The organism is Variovorax sp. RCC_210 (assembly GCF_041355175.1).
GTDB lineage: Bacteria > Pseudomonadota > Gammaproteobacteria > Burkholderiales > Burkholderiaceae_C > Variovorax.
The window spans coordinates 1,255,380-1,275,551 of record NZ_JBFUPJ010000001.1 but is presented as its reverse complement, the minus strand read 5'-3'; the positions used below and the strand labels follow the sequence as shown (position 1 = coordinate 1,275,551).

The 20,172-nt window shown below is 69.0% G+C and carries 19 protein-coding genes; 10 read left to right on the top strand and 9 right to left on the bottom strand.

Annotated elements, in window-relative coordinates:
* Positions 1–56 precede the first annotated feature (56 nt).
* The 10 genes from AB6807_RS05990 to AB6807_RS05945 all read left to right on the top strand — a co-directional run bounded on the left by AB6807_RS05990 (position 57) and on the right by AB6807_RS05945 (position 10,680).
* On the top strand, positions 57–1,052 hold the full coding sequence (locus AB6807_RS05990; protein WP_371083871.1) for an ABC transporter substrate-binding protein: 996 nt from the start codon (positions 57–59) through the stop codon (positions 1,050–1,052).
* A 199-nt stretch (positions 1,053–1,251) separates the two neighbouring features.
* Positions 1,252–2,292: an L-glyceraldehyde 3-phosphate reductase gene (gene mgrA, locus AB6807_RS05985; RefSeq protein ID WP_371083870.1), complete on the top strand. Its 1,041-nt coding sequence runs from the start codon at positions 1,252–1,254 to the stop codon at positions 2,290–2,292.
* Positions 2,293–2,406: 114 nt separating this feature from the next.
* Entirely contained in the window at positions 2,407–2,604 is a 198-nt protein-coding gene (locus AB6807_RS05980) for a hypothetical protein (protein ID WP_116907670.1), read from the top strand.
* A gap of 319 nt (positions 2,605–2,923) precedes the next feature.
* Complete coding sequence (locus AB6807_RS05975) at positions 2,924–3,931, top strand: LLM class flavin-dependent oxidoreductase (RefSeq protein WP_371083869.1); 1,008 nt, start codon at positions 2,924–2,926, stop codon at positions 3,929–3,931.
* Between the two features lie 49 nt (positions 3,932–3,980).
* Complete coding sequence (locus tag AB6807_RS05970) at positions 3,981–5,330, top strand: LLM class flavin-dependent oxidoreductase (protein ID WP_371083868.1); 1,350 nt, start codon at positions 3,981–3,983, stop codon at positions 5,328–5,330.
* Positions 5,330–5,866 carry a GNAT family N-acetyltransferase gene (locus tag AB6807_RS05965; protein ID WP_371083867.1) on the top strand — a complete coding sequence of 179 codons (537 nt, stop codon included), beginning with the start codon at positions 5,330–5,332 and terminating at the stop codon, positions 5,864–5,866. Before AB6807_RS05970 ends, AB6807_RS05965 begins: the two co-directional genes overlap by 1 nt.
* Complete coding sequence (locus AB6807_RS05960) at positions 5,863–7,713, top strand: amino acid ABC transporter permease/ATP-binding protein (RefSeq protein WP_371083866.1); 1,851 nt, start codon at positions 5,863–5,865, stop codon at positions 7,711–7,713. The genes AB6807_RS05965 and AB6807_RS05960 overlap by 4 nt, the downstream gene beginning before the upstream one ends.
* Before the next feature lie 47 nt (positions 7,714–7,760).
* On the top strand, positions 7,761–8,702 hold the full coding sequence (locus tag AB6807_RS05955; protein WP_371083865.1) for an ABC transporter substrate-binding protein: 942 nt from the start codon (positions 7,761–7,763) through the stop codon (positions 8,700–8,702).
* Positions 8,703–8,707: 5 nt separating this feature from the next.
* Positions 8,708–9,676 (top strand): ABC transporter substrate-binding protein, encoded by a 969-nt coding sequence (locus AB6807_RS05950; protein WP_371083864.1) that lies wholly within the window; start codon positions 8,708–8,710, stop codon positions 9,674–9,676.
* On the top strand, positions 9,673–10,680 hold the full coding sequence (locus tag AB6807_RS05945) for an LLM class flavin-dependent oxidoreductase (RefSeq protein WP_371083863.1): 1,008 nt from the start codon (positions 9,673–9,675) through the stop codon (positions 10,678–10,680). Before AB6807_RS05950 ends, AB6807_RS05945 begins: the two co-directional genes overlap by 4 nt.
* 128 nt (positions 10,681–10,808) lie before the next feature.
* Here the strand turns inward: AB6807_RS05945 and AB6807_RS05940 are convergent, their stop codons facing one another.
* From AB6807_RS05940 to AB6807_RS05900, 9 genes are all read right to left on the bottom strand, one after another.
* Positions 10,809–12,482, bottom strand: a complete 1,674-nt coding sequence (locus AB6807_RS05940) for an ankyrin repeat domain-containing protein (RefSeq protein WP_371083862.1) — start codon at positions 12,480–12,482, stop codon at positions 10,809–10,811.
* A 163-nt stretch (positions 12,483–12,645) separates the two neighbouring features.
* A complete protein-coding gene (locus AB6807_RS05935; RefSeq protein WP_116907678.1) occupies positions 12,646–12,972 on the bottom strand; it encodes a hypothetical protein in 327 nt (108 codons plus the stop codon).
* 15 nt (positions 12,973–12,987) lie between these two features.
* Positions 12,988–13,695: an orotate phosphoribosyltransferase gene (locus AB6807_RS05930; RefSeq protein ID WP_371083861.1), complete on the bottom strand. Its 708-nt coding sequence runs from the start codon at positions 13,693–13,695 to the stop codon at positions 12,988–12,990.
* Complete coding sequence (locus AB6807_RS05925; RefSeq protein WP_371083860.1) at positions 13,692–14,597, bottom strand: helix-turn-helix domain-containing protein; 906 nt, start codon at positions 14,595–14,597, stop codon at positions 13,692–13,694. Before AB6807_RS05925 ends, AB6807_RS05930 begins: the two co-directional genes overlap by 4 nt.
* Positions 14,598–14,629: 32 nt before the next feature.
* Positions 14,630–15,697, bottom strand: coding sequence for a dihydroorotase (gene pyrC, locus AB6807_RS05920; RefSeq protein WP_371083859.1), 1,068 nt, complete (start codon positions 15,695–15,697; stop codon positions 14,630–14,632).
* Between the two features lies 1 nt (position 15,698).
* Positions 15,699–16,973, bottom strand: coding sequence for a hydantoinase/carbamoylase family amidase (locus tag AB6807_RS05915; RefSeq protein ID WP_371083858.1), 1,275 nt, complete (start codon positions 16,971–16,973; stop codon positions 15,699–15,701).
* 10 nt (positions 16,974–16,983) lie between these two features.
* Positions 16,984–17,934, bottom strand: a complete 951-nt coding sequence (locus AB6807_RS05910) for a dihydroorotate dehydrogenase (protein ID WP_371083857.1) — start codon at positions 17,932–17,934, stop codon at positions 16,984–16,986.
* Entirely contained in the window at positions 17,927–18,799 is an 873-nt protein-coding gene (locus tag AB6807_RS05905; RefSeq protein WP_371083856.1) for a dihydroorotate dehydrogenase electron transfer subunit, read from the bottom strand. The genes AB6807_RS05910 and AB6807_RS05905 overlap by 8 nt, the downstream gene beginning before the upstream one ends.
* Entirely contained in the window at positions 18,796–20,049 is a 1,254-nt protein-coding gene (locus tag AB6807_RS05900) for an MFS transporter (RefSeq protein WP_371083855.1), read from the bottom strand. Before AB6807_RS05900 ends, AB6807_RS05905 begins: the two co-directional genes overlap by 4 nt.
* Positions 20,050–20,172: the final 123 nt, after the last annotated feature.

Sequence of the window (20,172 nt, the reverse complement as noted above, 5' to 3'; positions counted from 1 at the left end):
TTCCTTTCTCTTTTCCTTTCTCTTTTCCTTTCTCTTTTTCTTGCTCGGGTCTTTCCATGTCTGATCTTCCAGGCCGCCGCCGGCTGTTGCGCGGCGCCATGGCTGCGGCCGCCGCCAGCGCGGTTCCCGCTTTTTCCTTCGCACAGAACGGCAGTCCGGCCAGTGGCCAAGGCGGCGGCAAGGTGCTGCGCCTGGGCTACATCGGCCCGGGCAAGAAGCCCGCGAACGCCACCGGCTGGGCGCTGCGCCAGGGCCACCTGCAGCGCGAGCTGGCAACGCTCGGCTTCACCGAAGTGACGACGCGCAACTTTCCGAACGGGCCCGACCTGAACGAGGCCTTCGTGGCCGGCGCGCTGGACGTGGGCATCTACGGCGACACGCCCGCCATCGTGGCCCGGTCGCGCGGGCTCGAAAACCAGCTTATCGGTTTCGATGCCGTGGGCATGAACGTGTGGCTGCTCACGCCGCGCAACGGCGCGCGCAGCGTGAAGGCGCTCGATGGCCAGACCATCGGCGTGGCGCGCGGCTCGTACATGCACCGCTACGTGCTGGGCCTGCTGAAAGAGCACGGCCTGCAAAAGTCGGTCAAGGTGATCCACATGTTCCCGCGCGACGGCGAGGCCGCGCTCGACCAGGGCTCCATCGCGGCCTTTGCCGCGCAGATCGACGTGGGGCCGCTGCTGGCCTCGCGCGGCTACCCGGTGATCGACGAGGCCGACAAGCACCCGACGCTGCGCGGCACCTCGGTGATCGTGGCGTCGAACAAGCTGCTCGCGGCCGCGCCGGGCGTGCCCGCCGCATGGACGCGCGCGCGCCGCGCCGCGCTGCAGGAAATACACCGCGACAGCGAGGCCTACTACGCCTTCCACGCCGAGGTGAGCGGCTTTCCGCTCGACGTGGTGAAGGTGTCGCATCCGCTGTCGCAGTTTCCCGAGGCGGCGTACCCGGCCGAGGGGCTGGCGCTGCTCGACGAGGTGAAGAAGTTCTTGCTGGCCGAGAACCTCGTGAGCCGCGACTTCGCGCTGGCGCAATGGCGCGCGCCTGAAGCCTGAACTTTTGCGAGCGCGCATCGCGCGGCGCGCATGCACGCGCTTGCGGCGGGGGCATGCTTGCGAGGCGGCGCCGGCGCGGGCATTCTCGAACTCGCCGCGCCGCGCCGCGCCACGGTTCGGTTCGGTTCGGTTCGGTTCAGCCCACCCCGGCGTGCGGCCTTTCTCATTCATTCAACGTCAAGACAAGACACACCCACCCATGACCTACCACGCCGACTCCAAGCGCTACGACGCCATTCCCTACCGCCGCGTCGGGCGCAGCGGGCTCGTGCTGCCCGCGATCTCGCTCGGGCTCTGGCACAACTTCGGTGACACCACGCCCGTCGCCACGCAGCGCCAGCTGCTGCGCACGGCCTTCGACCTGGGTATCAACCACTTCGACCTAGCCAACAACTACGGCCCGCCGTACGGCAGCGCAGAGACCAACTTCGGCCGCCTGCTGCGCGAAGATTTCAAGGCCTACCGCGACGAGCTCATCATCTCCAGCAAGGCCGGCTGGGACATGTGGCCCGGCCCCTACGGCAAGGGCGGCGGCTCGCGCAAATACGTGCTCGCCAGCCTCGACCAGAGCCTGCAGCGCCTGGGGCTGGACTATGTCGACATCTTCTATTCGCACCGCTTCGACCCCGACACCCCGCTCGAGGAAACCGCCTCCGCGCTGGCCCAGGCCGTGCAGCAGGGCAAGGCGCTGTACATCGGCATCTCGTCGTACTCGGCCGGCAAGACGCGCGAGATCGCCGCGCTGCTGCGCGAATGGAAGGTGCCGCTCCTGATCCATCAACCGGCCTACAACCTGTTCAACCGCTGGGTCGAGAAAGACCTGCTCAACGCGACCGACGAACTGGGCGCGGGCGTGATCGCCTTCACGCCGCTGGCGCAGGGCCTGTTGACCGACAAGTACCTCAACGGCATTCCCGACGACGCGCGCATCAACCGGCCCGGCGGCGGCTCGCTCAAGCAGGAGCATTTGTCCGAGGCCAACGTGGAGCGCGCCCGCGCGCTCAACAAGATCGCGCAGCGCCGCGGGCAAACGCTGGCGCAACTCGCGCTGACGTGGACGCTGCGCGACCCGCGCGTGAGCTCGGCGCTCATCGGCGCGAGCCGCCCCGAGCAGATCGTCGACAACGTGGCCGCGCTGTCGCACGCGCCGCTGAGCGCGGAGGAACTGGCCGAGATCGACAAGTACGCGGTGGAGGGCGGCGTGAACCTGTGGGAGAAGCCGTCGACCGATTTCGCTTGAAGTGTCACGTGAGGTGCCGCGTTCGGTAACCGCATCAGGAAACTTGGAATCCGTCTTTGTCAAAGGCGGTGCCGCTCAGCAGAATCGGTTGAAGCATTCATTCGATTCATTGCCATGCAACTGCGCACCCACTACGTTTCCCCGGCCGCCCAGGCCCGCCATGTGCTCGACCTGACCGCCAAGGCCTGGCGCATTCCACCGAGTTCCCCCCGTGCCCTGGCACGGCGCGCGCCGCACGGCCATGTGCCTGCGCGCGCGATGCGGCGGTTGCATGCGGCCGCCGTGCTCGGCCTGCTGCCGCATTCTTGGTGAGCCTGATGGCGGTCGGCTGAACGGTTGATCGGCCGGCTATCGATGCAAGAGCGTGGAACCGCAACCGGCTGCATTCGCCTCTCGCCGACAACGAGCCTTCGTCCTGAAGGCTCACGCGTGAAACACGCAACCCTGACCCACCGCGGAGAGTCTTTCCCACTCGCGACTGCGTGAAGCAGCGCCGTCGCGCCGGCCTGCGCGACAGGTCCGCAACGGCACTCCACGCCGCATATCGATAGAGGAATTCAGCGCAACCGGTGCGCGCGTTGCCCAAGAGAATTCGCAGCAATTCTTTCAAGGGCGTGTCCCGCCGCACACCGTGTCCTACTCGCTGTCCCTGCTCGACAAGAGCCTGATTCCCGAAGGCGCCGACGCCGCGCAGGCGTTCCAGCACACCGTGGCGCTCGCGCAGAGCGCGGAGTGTCTCGGCTACCGCCGCTACTGGCTCGCGGAGCATCACGGCAACAAGAACTACGCGGGCTCCGCGCCCGAGGTGCTGGCCGCCCACGTGCTCGCGAAGACCTCGCGCATTCGCGTGGGCACGGGCGGCGTCATGCTGCAGCACTACAGCCCGTTCAAGGTGGCCGAGACCTTCCGCGTGCTCGCCGCGCTGGCGCCGGGCCGCGTGGACCTGGGCATCGGCAAGGCGCCCGGCGGCCTTCCGCTCACGAGCAAGGCGCTGCAGTGGCTGCACGACCCCGAGAAAAAACGCAGCGAAGACTTCGGCGTGCGGCTGGCGGAGCTCGACGCCTTCCTGTACGACGGCGTCGCCTCGGGCCACGCACTGGCCGGCGCGGTCGCGACACCCCAGCCGCCGCAATTGCCGCAGCGTGTGCTGCTGGGCGGCAGCCCTGAAAGCGCGGTGCTCGCCGCGCGGCTGGGCTGGCAGTTCGTGTATGCCGGGCACTTCAACGGCGACCCGGTGAACCTCGCGCAATCGATAGCCGCCTACCGCGCCGAGACGGGCCGCGCGCCATGGCTCGCGCTCTTCGCCTTTGCCGCGCACACGCACGACGAAGCGGCCGAGCGTGTCGGCGCGCTGCGCAGCTTTCGCGTGTACCTGCCCACCGGCCAGACCGTGAACCTGCCCAGCCTGGAGGCCGCGGCCGAGTTCGCGCGACAGGCCGGCGCAAGCGACTTCCGCACCGAAGAGCGGCGCCCGCACGTCATCGCAGGCACCGGCGAAGAAGTGCGCGCGGCGCTCGATGCGTTGAGCGCGCAGCACGGCATCGAGGAGTTCGTCATCGACATCCCGGTGGCCGACTTTGCGGCGCGCCATGCATCGGTCGAGCTGCTGGCCAGGGCGCGCGAGCTGGCGCCGGCCTGAGCCCGGTTTTTCTCCTGCACCCACAACGAGACAAGAAGAAAGGTTGGCCATGAGCAACATCAAGTTCGGCGTCATGCTGCAAGGCGCCGGCAGCCACATGAATTCGTGGAAGCACCCGGCGGGCCCGGCCGATGCCAGCGTGAACCTCGAGTTTTTCGTGCGCACCGCGCAGAAGGCCGAGGCCGCGGGCATCGCCTTCGCGTTCGTGGCGGACGGGCTCTACATCAACGAGAAGTCGATACCCCACTTCCTGAACCGCTTCGAGCCGATTTCCATTCTGTCGGCGCTGGCCGCGGTCACGTCGAAGATCGGGCTGGCGGGCACGGTGTCGAGCTCGTACAGCGACCCGTTCACGGTGGCGCGGCAGTTTGCTTCGCTCGACCTCATCAGCGGCGGGCGCGCCGGCTGGAACGTGGTGACCACGCCGCTGGAAGGCAGCGCCAGGAACTACAGCCGCACGCACCCCGAGCACGCGCAGCGCTACGAGATTGCCGACGAGTACCTGGCCGTGACGCAGGGCCTGTGGGACAGCTGGGACGACGACGCCTTCGTGCGCGACCGCGACAGCGGCCGCTTCTTCGCGCGCGACAAGCTGCACACGCTGGACCACAAGGGGCGCTTCTTCGAGGTGTCGGGGCCGCTGAACATCCAGCGCTCGCCGCAGGGGCAGCCGGTGATCTTCCAGGCCGGCTCGTCGGACGCGGGCATCGGCCTGGCCGGCAAGTACGCGGACGCTGTGTTCACGCATTCGCCTTCGCTGGAAGACACGCGCGGCTTCCTGCGCCAGGTGAAGGCCAGCGCGGTGGCGCAGGGCCGGCAGGCCGACGACGTGAAGATCTTTCCGGGCATCGGCCCCGTGGTCGCGGCCACCGAGGAAGAGGCCGAGGCCAAGTACAAGCTGATTCGCGAACTGCTCACCATCGAAGAAGCGCTGGCCTACCTGGGCCGCTTCTTCGACCACCACGACTTCGGCCAGTACCCGCTGGACGACGCCTTTCCCGAACTTGGCGAGCTGGGCCGCAACAGCTTCCGCTCGACCACCGACCGCATCAAGGCCAACGCGAAGGCCAAGGGCCTGAGCTTGCGCGAGGTGGCGCTGGAAGTGGCCACGCCGCGCACGCAGTTCGTGGGCACCGGCGAGCGCATCGCCGACGAGATCATCCGCTGGGTGGACGAGGGCGCGGCCGACGGCTTCATCCTGGGCTTTCCGGTGCTGTCGCAGGGGCTGGACGACTTCATCGCGTTCGTCATTCCGGTGCTGGAAGCGCGCGGGCGGTACAGCCGCGAGCTGCCGGGGCACACGCTGCGCGACCACCTCGGCCTGCCGCGCAAGGCCAGCCGTTATGCAAACGCAAACGCAGTTGAAGGCGAAGCCAGTGCGACACGGAGGGCCGCGTGATGAGCGAGGCCTTCGTCTACACCACCCCGCTGGACCCGCGCGCCGCGCCGCTGCTCGAAGGCCTGGCCCACGAATACGCCACCCGCTACGGCGACGTGCTGCGAGAGCCCGGCGAGCCGCGCGAAATAGACCGCTACCCGGCGCACCTGTTCGCGCCGCCGCACGGCAACTTCGTGCTGCTGCTGCGCGACGGCGTGGCGGTGGGCGGCGGCGCGTTCATGCGCCACGACGAGCGCACCGCCGAGCTCAAGCGCGTGTGGACGCACCACGCCCTGCGGCGCCAGGGCCTGGCGAAGAAGGTGCTGCTGGAGCTCGAGGCGCAGGTGCTGCGCCAGGGCTACGAGCGCATCTGCCTGACCACGGGCTTTCGCCAGCCGGAGGCGGTGGCGCTGTACCTGGGTCATGGCTACACCGCGCTGTTCGGCCCGGTTGCCGATCCGGAAACGCCGCGCAAGCTCCCTTTCGAGAAAGAGCTGGTGGTGCCGCTCGCACAGAGCGAAGCCGCTCCGCGCCATGCCGAGGCGGTGCAGCGATGAACACCACCGTGCTCGACGCCGGCGGCGAGCCGCGCGACCCCGTGCCGGTTCGCCTGCCGCAGGTGCCACCGTCCCCTCAAGCACAAGCGCAACCGCAACGCACCACGCCTGACAAGGGCGACTACTCCCACTTCCGCATCGTGCCGGCCCGCTACCCGGCACGCACGGTGGGCACCGTGTTCGCGGTCGCGGTCATCGCGCTGGTGCTGTATTCGACGCTCACCAACCCGCGCTGGGGCTGGGGCGTGTTCGCGCAATGGTTCTTCGCCGAGCCGGTGCTCGAAGGCCTGGGCCGCACGCTGCTGCTGACGGCGCTCGGCGCGGTGCTGGGCTTTTTCTTCGGCACCGGGCTGGCGCTGGCGCGCGTGTCGCGCTCGCCGCTGCTCTCCAGGCTGGCGTGGGTGTTCACGTGGATCTTCCGGTCGATTCCGGTGATCGTGCTGCTGCTGATCATCAACAACCTGGGCTACCTGTACGAGACGGTGTCGCTGGGCATTCCGGGCACCGACGTCACCTTCTTCTCGTACCCGACCACGCAGCTCATCAGCCCCTTCGTGGCGGCGCTGCTGGGGCTCACGCTGAACCAGGCGGCATTCGCCTCGGAGATCGTGCGCGGGGGCATCCTGTCGGTGGAGCAGGGGCAGCTGGAGGCGGCCGCGGCGCTGGGCCTGTCGCGCGGGCGGCAGTCGTTTCGCATCGTGCTGCCGCAGGCGATGCGCACCATTCTTCCGACGGCCTTCAACGACATCATCGGGCTGGCCAAGGGCACGTCGAACCTCTACATCCTGGCGCTGCCCGAGCTGTTCTACACGATCCAGATCATCTACCGGCGCAACCTGGAAGTGATTCCGCTGCTGATGGTGGCGACCGTGTGGTACCTGGTCATCCTGACGGTGCTGTCGGTGGTTCAGCACTATGTGGAGCGGCATTTTTCGCGCGGGGCGCTGCGCAATCCGCCGAGTTCATGGATCGGCGGTGCTTTGCGAAAGCTGCTGCACTCGAAGGCGCCTGTCGCTGCGCTCGAGGTCGACGCATCGGTCGCCGACGCGCCCGCGCAGGTGCCGCGCTGGACCGATCCGCTCACGCAGGGCGGCGAGGTCACAATCCACGGCGTGTCCAAGAGCTTCGGCGCGCTGAAGGTGCTCGACGACGTGACGCTCACCGTGGGGCAGGGCAGCGTCACGGTCGTGCTCGGGCAGTCGGGCTCGGGCAAGTCGACGCTGCTGCGCGCCATCAACCACCTGGAGCGGGTGGACGACGGCTTCATCGCCATCGACGGCGAGCTCATCGGCTACCGGCGCGACGCCGACACGCTCTACGAGCTGCACGAGAAAGAAATTCTCAAGCGCCGCGTCGACGTGGGCATGGTGTTCCAGAACTTCAACCTGTTCCCGCACCTGACGGTGCTGGAGAACATCGTGGAGGCGCCGATTTCGGTGCGCGGCCTGCCGCGGCCCGAGGCCGAGGCGCTCGCGCACGAACTGCTGGTGCGCGTGGGCCTGGCCGACAAGACGCACGCCTACCCGCGCCAGCTTTCGGGCGGCCAGCAGCAGCGCGTGGCCATCGCGCGCGCGCTGGCGCTCAAGCCCAAGGTGCTGCTGTTCGACGAACCCACCTCCGCGCTCGACCCCGAGCTGGTGGGCGAGGTGCTGGCCGTCATCAAGCAGCTGGCGCGCTCGGGCACCACGCTGCTCATCGTCACGCACGAGATCGGCTTTGCCCGCGAGGTGGCCGACACCGTGGTCTTCATGGAGCGCGGCCGCATCCTGGAAACGGGCACGCCCGAGCAGGTGTTCAACGCGCCGGTGCACGCGCGCACGGCCGAGTTCCTGGCCAAGGTTCTTTGACGCTTCCCCATTTTTCCTTCACCGCATCTTTCACTGCATCGCACTTCATGACCTACCGACGAAACATCCTGTCCGCCTCCTGGTTCGCTTTCTGGTCCGTTCTTGTGGCTGCGTTGCTCCCGCTGGCGGCATCGGCCCAGGCCGCCCCCGACCTGAGCCCCGAGCAGGTCGGCCGCCCGCGCGCGCAGAGGATCGACGAGGCCGTGGCGCTCGCCAGGGACTTCAAGTTCCAGAAGGAGGGCGTGCTGGTCGTCGGCACGACCACGGGCCGCCTGCCGTTCGCGGCCTACGCCACCGACACGAAGACGCCCGTGGGCAACGCGCCCGACATCGCGCAGCTGGTGGCCGACAGCCTGGGTCGCAAGCTGGAGCTGGTGTCCACCACCTGGGCCGACTGGCCGCTGGGCCTGCAGTCGGGCAAGTTCGACGTGGTGGTGTCGAACGTGACGGTGACGGAAGAGCGAAAGGAGAAGTTCGACTTTTCCACCTACCGCAACGACCAGATCGGCGTGTATGTGAAGTCCGACAGCAAGCTGGGCGCCATCAAGGAGCCGAAGGACATCGCGGGGCTGAAGGTGATCGTGGCGGCCAGCACCAACCAGGAGCAGATCCTGCTGCGATGGAACAAGCAGAACCTGGCCGCCGGGCTGAAGCCGGTCGAGATCCAGTACTACGACGACGACGTGGTGCAGCGCCTGGCCTTGCAGTCGGGTCGGGCCGACGCCTATGTGGGGCCGAACGCCATCGCGGCCTACGAGGCGCGCGACGGCAAGACGAAGCTGGCGGGCGTGTTCTCGGGCGGCTGGCCGCTGAACGCCGAGATTGCCGTCACCTCGCGCAAGGGCTCCGGCATTGCCGACGCGGTGACGCTGGCGCTGAACACGCAGATCAAGAACGGCAACTACGCCAAGACCTTGTCGCGCTGGAGCCTGGAGTCCGAAGCCATTCAGGCGTCGCGCACCAACCCGCCCGGCCTGCCGAAGAACTGAAGACCATGACTTTGAAGAACATCAAGCACACATCCGCGGCGTGGATCGCGCGCAGCCTTGCCGCATTCGCCCTTGCCGCATTCACCCTCGTTGGAGGCACGGCGCATGCCGCCGACAAGTTCGACTTCAGCCCCGAGCAGCAGGGCCGCCTGCGCACGGGCAAGGACGCGGAGGCCGTGAACGCGATTCCGCCCAACTTCAAGTTCGTGAAGGAGGGCGTGCTGACCGTGGCCGTGGCGCCGTTCGCGCCGCCCATCTCCACTTATGCGACCGATGCGAAGACGGTGGTCGGCTTCGAAGCCGACTACGCACTGCTCATCGCCGATGCGCTGGGGCTGAAGCTCGACCTGCAGCCCATCGCGTGGGCCGACTGGCCGCTGGGCCTGAGCTCGGGCAAGTACGACGCGGTGATCTCCAACGTGGGCGTGACCGAGCAGCGCAAGGAGAAGTTCGACTTTTCCTCCTACCGCCTGGGCCTGCACGGCTTCTACGTGAAGGCCGACAGCCCCATCAAGAGCATCAAGGAGCCCAAGGACATCGCCGGCCTGAAGCTGACGACCGGCGCGGGCACCAACCAGGAGCGCATCCTGCTCGAATGGAACCGGCAGAACGCCGCAGCGGGGCTGAAGCCCGCCACGATCCAGTACTACGACGACGATGTGACGCGCACGCTGGCAGTGGTCACCAGGCGGGTCGACGCCAACTTCAACCCGAACGCGCCGCAGGCCTACGAGGCCGCGAAGAACGGGCAGATTCGCCTGGTCGGCACGGTGAACGCGGGCTGGCCGCTGAAGTCCGACGTGGCCATTGCCACGCGCAAGGGCAGCGGCCTGGCCGTGGCGCTGACCACGGCCACCAACAACCTCATTCGCAACGGCAGCTACGCCAAGACGCTGGCGCGCTGGAGCCTGGCCGAAGAGGCATTGCCCAGGTCGGAAACCAACCCGCCCGGCCTGCCGAAGTTCGCGCCGTGAGCATCCGCCATCTCGCCTTTCTCACGCCAGGCAATTTCGCGGAGACCGACCCCTACGCGGGACTGGAGGCGGCGCTGAAGCTGTTCGAGTTCGGCGAGAAGCTGGGCTTCAACGGCGCCTGGGTGCGGCAGCGCCACCTGGAGCGCGGCGTGTCGTCGGCCGCGACCTTCCTGGCGGCGGCCACGCAGCGCACGCGCCGCATCGAGCTGGGCGCAGCCGTGATCCAGATGGGCTATGAAAACCCGTTCCGCCTCGCCGAGGACCTGGCCACGGTCGACATCCTGGCGCGCGGACGGCTGCAGGTGGGCCTGAGCGCGGGCGTGCCGCTGCACGGCGCGCTACTTGGCAACCGCTTCTACGACACGGCACCGAACACCGTCGACTACACGCACAAGCGCGTGGGCCGGCTGAAGGCCAACCTGGCGCCCACGCTGCTGGGCGACGCGCAGACCTTCATCGAGTCGGCCGGCGGGCGCGTGCGGCCGCAGGTGCAGCCGCATGCGCCGGGCCTGGCCAACCGGCTGTGGTACGGCGGCGGCTCGCTGCGCTCGGCCGAGTGGGCGGGGCGCAACGGCTTCAACCTGCTGCAGGGCAATGTGCTGTCGGGCGAGAACACCGACGACTTCCTGGCGGCGCAGCTCGGCCTGGTCGAGCGCTTTCGCGCCAGCGAGGCAGGCGAACACAAGGGCCGGGTGGCGCTGGGCCGCGTGATCGTGCCGCTGGACAGCGCCGACGCCGCCACCCGCAAGCGCTACCGCGCCTTCGCGGCCGGCCGCGTGGAACGCACGCTGGCGCCGCAGGGCGAGCGGCGCACGCTGTTCGCGAGCGATTTGGTGGGCACGTCCGACGAGATCCTGGAGCACCTGCGGCAAGACCCGGTGCTGCCGCAGGTGGAAGAGCTGCGCGTGGAGCTGCCCTACAACTTCAGCGGCGAAGACTACGAGCAGATATTGAGCGACCTTAGCGCGCGCATTGCGCCTGAGCTGGGCTGGCGGGCGCTGTGAACCGAGGAGGAGAGGAAGAGGAAAAAAAGGAGTGCAGGAGGTTGAGTTCGAGGTGAGTCGGAGTCGGAAGGCGCCTTGGCGCCGTTCGATGGAAGACCTTCAGCGGGCCCTTGTGGCCCGCTTTTTTTTTAGCCCTGCGCTGCCGATGCGCCGAGCAGGAAGTCGGTGACCTCGTCGGAGAACCAGTAGCGCTTTTCGCCGACCAGCACGGCGTCGGGCGCCTGCGGGTCCGGCCGCGCGGCGGGCATGCCGTGCGCCACCAGCGCCTGCGCGCACCCCAGCCAGTCGCCACCGGGCTCGGGCTCGTTCAGCGAGGCCCACGACAGCGAGCCGCGCGCGTCGTCGCCGTAGCCGTGCAGCGTGCGCCAGTCGGCGCCGTGTTCGAGCAGGAAGCGCGTGAGCGCCGCATCGCCGCGGAACACCGCCTGGTTCAGCGCCGAGCCGTCGATGTCGGCGCCGCGCACTTCGATCGGCCAGCCGAGCGAGACCATGGTCTTCACCGCGTCGGTGCAGCCCTGCGCCGCCAGCTCGGGCAGCAGCTTGAGGCGGGTGTCGCCCAGCAAGGCGATCAGGCCCGGGTGCTGCGCCAGCACCTGCCGCGCCGCCGCTTCGTCCGCGCGCGCGCAGGCGGCGACGAAGGCCTCATCGGGCGGCAACGGGGCGCTGTCGGCGCCGGCCGCCTGCAGCAGCCGCGCCACCTCGGTCAGGCCGAAGCGCAAGGCGACGAGGTGGGCGGGCGTGCCGTCGGGCGTGGTGGCGGCCGGGTCGGCGCCCGCGGCCAGCAAGGCCTCGATGTGGGCCGGCGAGCGGCGGCGGCGCAGGGCCCACAGCAGCGGCGTGCCCCAGTCGGAGGTGGGTGCGCCGCGCGCCGGCTCGTTCGCGTCGCCGCCATGCGCGAGCAGCAGGCGCAGGGTGGCCACGTCGTCCAGGTCGAGCTCGCGGTACAGCGCGTTGGAGCCGGTGACGCGCGCGCCGGCCTGCAGCAGCAGCCGGGTGCAGGCCGGCTGGTCCAGCGAGTGATAGAGCGACTCGCCATCGTTCGGGTCGGCGCCCGCGCCGAGCAGCAGTTCGGTGAGTTCCACGTCGTGGTTCTGGCCGGCCGCGCCGTACAGCGCGGACAGGCGCTCGGTGTCCGAGGGCGCGGCCAGCGAGGCCGGCGGCCAGCGGTTGCCGGCCGACTGGTTGGCGTCGGCACCGGCTGCGAGCAGGTACCTGGCGCATGCGCGCAGCCGCTCGCGAAACGCCGGCAGGCGCAGCAGGCTCGAATGCGTCACGGCCACGAGGGGCGGCAGGTTCAGCGGGCCGCCGGCGCGGTGCAGCCAGCCCGGGTCTTGCGCGGTGGCCCGGCGCAGCGCGGCCTCGTCGCCGATGGCGCAGGCCAGGTAGGGGTCCTGGCCGAGTACGGGCATGGACGCGGGCAGGGCGGGGTCGTCTTCGAGCAGACGGGCCGCCACCGTGGGCCGCGCGCGGTGGTTGCCGCCCGAGATGTCGCCCGCGTACACCAGCCGCAGCCAGTGCAGCAGCGCGCGGGCCGGGTCGTCCGCCTGCGCGCGGCGCGCGACGACGAAGCCCTGCAGGTCGGCCCACGAGGCAAAGCCGTGCTCGCGCGCCACGCACGACTGCGCGTCGTGCAGGCGCAGGCCGAGGGCTGCGAGGGTGGTATCGGTCTTGCCGGCAGCGGCCGGCAGGGCGTCGCGAAAGCGGGCGAAGGCCGCGGGGTCGTTGCCGCGGTAGAGCGCGAGCAGGTCCTTGGCTTGTTTCTTGAGATGGCCGATGTCGGGCCGGGCGGGAATGCGCTTCATGAAAACCTCCGTGCATCAGGCGCCGACGGCCCGCAAATCCGGCTGCACAAAAGGCTGTGGATCGTCACGTGAAGGCAAGTGGGTTCAACCCTTCCCGCGGGCCCGGGCGCGGCTTGCGACCGCGGGCTGGATGTTAGCGCAGCATTTTTTCCGCGGGGCCGGTTCAGAAGCTGTGCACGTTCCACTCGTAGTCGATGGCCACCTCGCCCAGCAGGCGCAGCCGCTCCTGCGGCGCGGCGGCCAGGGCCTCGACCAGCTTCGCGTTGAAGCCCACGAGCGTGACCTTGGCGCTGTCGGCGAATTCGCCGCTGATGCCCTGGTCTTCGTAGGTGCGCACATACGACTGCGCGGCAATGCCGACCACGAAGTACAGGCTGGCGTTGTCGGGGTCGGCCTTCATGAGTGCGAAGGCGTCCTTGTAGAACGACTTGAAGGCGTCCGTGCCCGAGGTGGCGCTGTCGAAGCGCCGGGCGATGTCGATGAATTCCATTTTTCTCGATCTCCTCTATGAATGGGCGGTGGGCCCGAGTCCGCCGTGGGCCTGCGACCAGGCCGCGGGGGCGGCCAGGAAGTCGGCCCACTCGGCGCGGGCGGCAGGGGTGAAGTCGCCACGCTGCTGCGCCACGGCGAGCACGTCGCGCCAGGTGGCGAGCGCATGCACGCGCACGCCCAGCGGGGCCAGCAGCTGCGCTGTGGGGAAGGTGGCGTAGTCGAACACCACGAACAGGTCGGCAACCTGCGCGCCGGCGTCGGCCAGCGCACGGCAGAAGCGCAGCTTGGAGTGGCCCGCGGCCATCAGGTCGTCGACCAGCAGCACGCGGGCGCCGGCCGGCACCACGCCCTCGACCTGGCTGGCGCCTGCTGCGCGCTTTCGCACGTACTGCAGCGGAAGGTCGAGCGCCTCGGCCATCCACGCGGCCAGCGCGATGCCGCTGGCTTCGCCACCCGCCACGCCCGCAAGGCCCTCGGTGCAGCCGTGCGACGCGAGCAGTGCGATGCCGCGCGCCACCAGGTCGCGCCGCAACGCCGGAAAGGAAATGAGCCGCCGGCAGTCCATGTACACCGGGCTGGCCCAGCCGGAGGGCAGGCGGTAGGGCTCGTCGGTGCGAACCGAAACGCAGCCGGCATCGATCAGGCCGGCCGCCACGGCCATGGCGTCGGCGCCGGCGCCGGCGCTGGCGGAAGTGCCCGCGGTGGGGTGTGCGTGTGTCATTGAATCCGCTCCAGCAGCTTGCGCAGGTGCTGCGCGCCGGTGCGGCCCTTGTAGGCGCTCTTCCAGAGCCGCTCGATCATCTCTTCATGCATGCGCACCGCCTCGGGCGAGGCCGTGACGGTGGCGATGCCGTTGCGCACGTTGGGCAGCTCGCCGAGGCGGAACGGGCTGACCGCCAGCACCGCGTGCCTGGCGCTCGTGAAGAGCTGGAAGGTCGAGGCCGGCATGGCGTCGTCGATCAGGCCGATCTGCACATGGAACGGCTCGCTCTCCATCAGGTCGGCGATGCGGGTCACTTCGCGGCGCGCGGCCAGCACGCGCTCGGCGCGGATCCTGGCCGGCAGGTCGACGCGCCCGACCAGCCCGGTGTGCACGAAACGCTCCAGCTCGCGCAGGCCGATGAGGCTCACGATCTGCGGCTTGCGCTTCTCGAAGAAGGCCTTGCGCTCCGCCATGATCTCCAGCATCTTGTCGATGTCCGAGACCTTGGGGCCCTTGCCGGGCGAGCGCGGCGAGGCCTCCAGCAACATCTCGCGCAGATGCGGCAGGTAGTCGTCGGAGGTCAGCAGCAGCGAGATGGGCTCGAAGTGCGCCAGGATGCGGTCGGAGTTCTCTTCGAGCTGGCGCATGCGCTCGAACAGCCCGAGCGCGGTGGCGTAGTACTCCACCTCCACGCCCAGCAGCGAGGCGAGGGAGGTGTCCAGCAGGGTGGCCAGGCGTTCCAGCGTTTCGATCTTGACGATCTCGCCCTTTTCCATGCGGTAGACCACGGCGCGCGAAATGCCGAGCTGCTCGGCCACGTCCTCCGCCAGCAGCGAGGCGCCGATGCGGTAGGCCCGCAGGCGGTCGCCGAGCGCCGCATAGTCGATAGAGGACCTGAATGCCGGAGGTGCTGCTGTCATCTCTTTTTCCTGCTCGGAGATCGAAAAAGACACTATAGAGACTCCTGTCCATGGGGCTGCCCCAGCGACCACGCCAGCGTGCTGCCGCCCAGGAACGGGTGCAGGGCCGCGCCGTGGGGCAGGGCGATGTCTTCGGGCACCCGCGCCGGTTGCCGGTACAGGGTGAGCGTGCCTTCGTTGAGCGGCAGGCCGTAGAAGCGCGCGCCGTTCTCGCTCGCGAAGGCCTCGAAGTGCCCAAGGGCGCCTTCTTCCTCGAACACCGTGACGTAGCCCTGCAGCGCGGTCGGCGCATTGAAGATGCCGGCGCAGCCGCAGGCCGCCTCTTTCAGCGCGCGCACATGCGGCGCGGAGTCGGTGCCCAGGAAGAAGCGCGCATCGCCCGAGGTCGCGGCGCGGCGCAGCGCCAGCCGATGACGCTCCCGCTTCAGCACCGGCAAACAATGGAAGTGCGGCCGGATGCCCCCGGTGAAAAGGGCGTTGCGGTTGAACAGAAGGTGCTGCGGCGTGATCGTGGCGCCCAGCCGTCCGCTGTGGTCGGCCTGCACGAAACCGACCGCCTGCTCGGTGGTGATGTGCTCCATCACCACCTTCAGCGCGGGAAAGTCCGCGAGCAGCGGGCGCAGCGTGGTGTCGATGAACACGACCTCGCGGTCAAAGATGTCGACGGCCGGATCGGTGCTTTCTCCATGCACCAGCAGCGGCATGCCCAGGGCCTGCATGGCTTCCAGCGCCGGGGCCACGCTGGCGATGGACGTGACACCGAATTCCGAATGGGTGGTGGCGCCGGCCGGATACAGCTTGGCGGCGGTGAACACGCCTTGCTCGAAGCCTTGCTTCAGTTCGGCGGCAGGTGTGCCGTCGCAGAGGTACGCCGTCATGAGCGGCGTGAAGCGCGCGCCGGCTGGCAGGGCAGCGACGATGCGCTCGCGATAGGCGCTCGCCTGCGCCGTGGTGGTCACCGGCTGCCGGAGGTTGGGCATGACGACGGCGCGCGCGAACGAGGCAGTGCTGTGGCCGAGCACGGTGCGCAGCATGTCGCCGTCGCGCAGGTGCAGGTGCCAGTCGTCTGGGCGTCGGATCGTGAGGGTCTGCGGGCGCATGTCAGTCCAGTTGGCCGAAGGCATCGCTCAGCGCCTGCGCGCCAAGCATGAAGTCGGCCATGTCCATCGCCTCGTGCGGGTTGTGCGAACCGTTCTGGTTGCGCACGAACAGCATGCCGCTGGGAATGCCCGCGTTGGCGAAGAGCGATGCGTCATGACCCGCACCGCTCGGCATGACGTCGAACGGCACGTCGAGCGTGCCGCAAGCCTGGGAGAGCACGCCGCAGATGCCCTCGTTCATCGTGGCCGGCGCGCTTTCAAGGCGGCGGTCGAATGCAAAGCGCACGCCGCGCTCGCGCTCGATGGCCGTGCACTCCGCGCGCATCAGTTGGTAGAAAGCCTCCAGCGTGTCGGTGCTCTTGCTGCGGGCCTCGAGGCTGAAGCTCACGCGGCCGGGAATGCGCGAAATCGAATGTTCGGCGGCGTCGGTCTGCACGATGCCTGTGGTCACCACCAGGTCGGTGCCGCGCTCCAGCAGCACGCGCCAGTGCTCGTCGATGCGCATGACCAGGTCGGCCACCGCGAACATCGCGTCGTGGCGCAGCCAGCGCGGCACCACGCCCGAGTGCTGCGCGTCGCCGTTGCACACGATGCGGTTGTGGCGCACGTTGCCGCGAATGCCCGACACCACCGCCAGCGGCAACTTGCGCGCAACCATCACCGGCCCCTGCTCGATGTGCAGTTCCAGGTAGGCCTTCACGCGCGAACTGTCGAAGAGCGGTTGCTGCGCGCGGATGGCGTCGACATCCGCGCCGGCCTTGCGCATGCACTCGGCCAGGGTCTCGCCGGTGCTGCGCTGCGTGAGCGCGAGGTCGGCCTCGCCGATCTTCCCCAGCAGCGCGCCCGAGCCCATGTAGGCCTTGCCGAACCAGGCGCTTTCCTCGCCGCGGAAGGCCAGCACTTCCAGGGGCAGCCCTGCTGCATCGCGTGCGTGCCCTGCATCGGCTTTGCGCTGGCGCGCCACCAGGCACAGCAGCCCTGCCACCACGCCCGCCAGCCCGTCGAAGTTGCCGCCCTGCGGCACGGAATCGATGTGCGAGCCGGTCCAGGCCACGGACGTTTCTCGCGCGGTGCCGGGCAATCGAAATACGACATTGGCGGCCCGGTCGGGTTCGGCCTCCAGGCCCTCGGCGCGCGCGAATTCGCACAGGTATTCGGCCGTTGCCGATTCGCCGCGCCCGTAGCTTTCGCGCGTGACGCCCACGCCGTCGAAGGACAGGGCGCGCACGTCGTCGAACAGCTTCTCGGCGAGCGGGCGCAGTTCCAGCAGGTCCATGGTCGTGTTCCTAGCCCGACTGCTGTGCAAAGCGCAGCCAGCGGTCCGACAGCTGCCGGTCGAGCTTCACCTGGCCGGTGAGGTCGCGCACGTGCGCCACGTCCATCTCGCCGCAGTAGGCCTGCAGCCCGTCGATGATCTTTTGCATCACGCCGGGGTCGAGGAACGACGCAGTGCCCACCTGCACCGCGCTCGCGCCGGCCAGCATGAACTCCACCGCGTCGTCGGCGGTGCATATGCCGCCGCAGCCAATGATGGGAATGCGCACGCTGCGGTAGCACTGGTGCACCATGCGCAGGGCGATCGGCTTGATGGCCGGGCCCGAGAGGCCTCCCATCACGTTGCCCAGCTTGGGCTGGCGCGTGCGCACGTCGATGGCCATGCCCAGCACGGTATTGCCCATCACCAATGCGTCCGCACCGGCTTCTTCCGCGGCCTTGGCCACGGCGGCAATGTGCGAGGCATTGGGTGTGAGCTTGGCCCAGAACGGGTGGCGGGTCTTGCGGCGAATGGCGCTCACCACCCTGTAGGTGGTCTCCGGCGTCATGGCGAAGGCCATGCCGTCGGCTTCCAGGTTGGGGCAGGAGATGTTGGCCTCGATCACGGCCACCTCGGGCAGCGACATCTCGGCCACGGCGTCGGCGAACTCATCGACCGTGTCGGCCGAGACGGAGACCACCACGGGCGTCCCGAAGCCGGTGTAGGCGGGCAGCACCTCGCGCCGGTAGTGCGCCAGGCCCTTGCTGGGGATGCCGATCGAGTTCAGCATGCCGGCATGCGCCTCGCTCACCCGCGGCGTGGGGTTGCCCGCACGGCTCACGGGCGACACGCTCTTGACCACCAGCGCGCCCAGGCGGGCGAGGTCCAGTGCTTCGCTGTACTCGATGGCGAAGCAGCCCGAGGCCGGCATCACCGGGTTGCGCAGCTCGAGCTCGCCGATACGGACATTCAGGTCAGCCAAACTCCACCTCCCCCACAACGTCGCGAATGGGAAACACCGGGCCTTCGCGGCACACGCGAAGAAATTGCTTGTCGCCCTCGCGGTCGAACAGCCGCACGCACGACAGGCACACGCCCATGCCGCAGGCCATGCGCTGTTCCATGGCGACCTCGCCGCGGGTGTGCGGATGGTCTTGCAGCACGCGCTGCAGCAGCATCAGGATGCGGTGCGAGCCGCAGGTGTAGACCGCGTCGTGGCGGGCCTCTTCGAGCAGGCGGCGCACCAGTGCCTCCATGGCCTCGACCGACGAGGAGCCGTCGCTGTCGTACACGCAGTGCACGTCGGCGTCCACGCCGCGCAGGAACTCGTCGCGCATCAGGTCCTTCGGCGCTCGCGCGGACATCACGGCGCTGACATGCACACCCAGGCGCGCGGCGTGCTGCACCAGCGGCGCCATGGTGGCCAGGCCCACGCCGCGCGCCACCATCAGGATGCGCCGGGCACCGGGGTCGAGCGCGAAGGTGTTGCCCAGCGGGCCGACGATGTCCATGTGGCTGCCGGCTTGCAGGCTTGCGAGCGCACGCGTGCCCACGCCCGTGACGTTGTAGAGAAACTCGATGGTGCCGGCCTCCGGCCCCGTGCCGTACACGCTCATGGGGCGCAGCAGGAAGGGGTGCAGGTCTTGCGACGGCGGGCACTTGAGCTGGTAGAACTGGCCGGGCCGGGTGGTGCCGGCCAGGTCGGCGCTGGCCGACAGGCGCAGGTAGCGGTAGCGGTCGTTCACCCAGCGGTGCTCGACCACCTCGCAACGGTGCGAGGCCACGCCTTGCGCATTGCGCTGGAAGCAGGCGGCGTGCGCCGTGGGGAGGGCGGCTGTGGTGGTCATTCGAGCTCCTTGCCCTTGAGTTCGGGAATCAGGAACAGCGTGGCGAGCATGTCGAGCACGTAGATGGCTGCCAGCAGGGCAATGGCCACCTGGAACGAGTACGCCGTGGCCAGCGCGCCGACCACCACCGGCCCGAAGCCGCCCACGCCACGGCCGATGTTGAACAGCACGTTCTGCGCGGTGGCGCGTGCCTCGGTGGGGTAGGCCTCCGACATGAGCGCGCCGTAGCCGCCGAGCATGCCGTTGACGAACATGCCCATGAGCGCGCCGGCCCACAGCATCGATACCGGATCGGACAGCTGCGAATAGGTGAGCACCATGGCCACGGCACCGGCCTGGAACAGCAGGAAGCTGGGCTTGCGGCCGATGCGGTCCGCAAGCTGGCCGAAGACGAAGATGCCGGCCATCATCCCGAGGATGGTCACCGAGGTCCACAGGGCCGACTTGGTGAGGTTGAAGCCCAGCTTGTTCGAGAGGAAGCTGGGCATCCAGATCATGATGCCGTAGTAGCCGAAGTTCTGGACCGCGCACAGCGTGACGATGCCCAGGCTGGTGCGCGCCGTACGGCCGTCTTTCACGAGCAGGCGAAAAGCCTTGGTCTTCGGGCCCTTCGCCGCCGGGCGGCGCACGAAGACCTCGGGTTCGTGCAGCTTGTTGCGGATGACCCAGGCCACCACCGCCGGAATGACGCCGATCAGGAACATGCCGCGCCAGCCGATGTGCGGCAGCAGCAGCGGCGTGAGCAGCGCGGCGCCGAGCACGCCCGTCTGCCAGCCCAGCGCCACATACGACGACACGCGCGCCCGGTGCCTTGCGGGCCAGGCCTCGGCCGCCAGCGCCATGCCGATGCCGAACTCGCCGCCCAAGCCGATGCCCGCGAGCGTGCGGTAAGCCAGCAGGTCCCAGTAGCCCTGCGCAAAGGCGCACAGGCCGGTGAACACCGCGAACATCACGATGGTCCAGGTCAGCACGCGGATGCGGCCGTAGTGGTCGGACAGCGAGCCGAACACGATGCCACCGGCCACGGCGCCCACCAGCGTCCAGGTGACGAGCGAGCCGGCCTGGCCCGGCGTGAGGTGCAGGTCGGCCGAAATGGCGGTGAGCATGAAGCCGAGGATCAGCAGGTCGAAGCCGTCCATGGCGTAGCCGACGGCCGAGCCCGCGAGGGCTTTCCAGCCGTAGCCGGTCACCTTGTCGTGGCCGGGGGCGGCGTCCGCGGCCGTGGCCGATGAATTCACTCTTGCTTCCACGTTGTCGACTCCTGGCTGAGCGCGGGGTGTGTGCCGCACGGGGATCAATGGCTGGGAAGGTCCGCGAAGACGAAGAGGTCGCGCAACCCTGGGTTCAGTTCAAGTTTCGATATTAGTATCTTT